A 1,095-nucleotide genomic window follows, 5' to 3' on the forward strand; every position below is an offset into this window, starting at 1 on the left:
GACGCGGAGGGCCACATCTCGGACCGCCGCGTGGGCGAGGCGCTGATGGGGCTCAAGCGGGTCTGCCCGCAAGTGCGCTTCCTGGGCTCGTACCCGAGGGCCGGGGTCACTGTGGCGGACGTCCGGACTCCGCGGACGGGGACGTCCGACAGCGATTTCATGGCGGCGTCCGACTGGCTCGCACGCTGCCAGGACGGCCGTTTCTGACGCCTTCGGGTTCCAGGTCGCGGCGTCTTCGGACATACGGGTTCTGATGGCTTTCCGGCGTCTTCGGGCGCCGGTTTTCGACGTTCCGAGAACCGGTCCTACCTGCAGATTTTCGCCATCCACAGAAGTTATCCACAGGTGTGCTTCTCGACCTGGGGACAAGTCGACACCATCTCGCTACATGGTCGACAAATCGCTCCACAGCCCCCAAGTCCGTCCACAGGAGCACACGTCACCCCTCGTCCACTCTTTTCCTTTGATCAACTCTATAGAGCGAACCATTTCCACTCGAAAGTGCGTGTGAGATGGGTTTGGATCGGGAATCCTTCGCCGCGCATGCGGCTTTCGGAACGATCTCTTCCGGCGTCCACAGATCTTTCGCACAGCCTGTGGATAACTTTTCGGAGAGTCACATTCCTGTGGACAACCCCGCCCTCAAGTCCCGCCGCACACAAGGGGATTTGGTCAAGCAGCCATGCCGCGTCTGCCCCATTTCGGGGAAAGGGGCCCTTTTCATTGACCGGCGCCCACCGCGTCCGACCGGTCCCGAGAAGATCCATTTCGGCCATGCGCTTCACCGCGCTTCACCGCGCTTGACCTCTACATTGCCGAATTCACATTCCGGCATATCGGGCATAAGGTAACGCACGGGATATCGGTTCGTGCGGTGGAACCGCGCACCGGTAGCCTTGAGGGGTGATTGACCTTCGCCTGCTCCGTGAGGACCCCGACCGTGTTCGCGCCTCCCAGCGCGCCCGTGGAGAGGACGTCGCACTCGTCGACGCCCTGCTCTCTGTCGGAGCTGGAGCGCGGCCGCAAGGAGGCCTCCTCGGAGGTGCTCGCGGCCGCCGCCCGGGCGCTGGGGCTCGGCCTCGGGGACCTGCTCTC

General features: G+C 63.7%; 3 pseudogenes. All 3 read left to right on the forward strand.

Features of this window, described 5'->3' with window-relative positions:
* Window positions 1-207, forward strand: a pseudogene (locus ACWD4P_RS38460) (prephenate dehydratase); the annotation flags it as partial.
* Window positions 208-903: 696 nt separating this feature from the next.
* Window positions 904-1,006: pseudogene (locus tag ACWD4P_RS38465) on the forward strand (hypothetical protein); the annotation flags it as partial.
* Window positions 1,001-1,095, forward strand: a pseudogene (locus tag ACWD4P_RS38470) (helix-turn-helix domain-containing protein); the annotation flags it as partial. The pseudogenes ACWD4P_RS38465 and ACWD4P_RS38470, both read left to right, overlap by 6 nt.

It is taken from the genome of Kitasatospora sp. NPDC002543, from assembly GCF_053594915.1.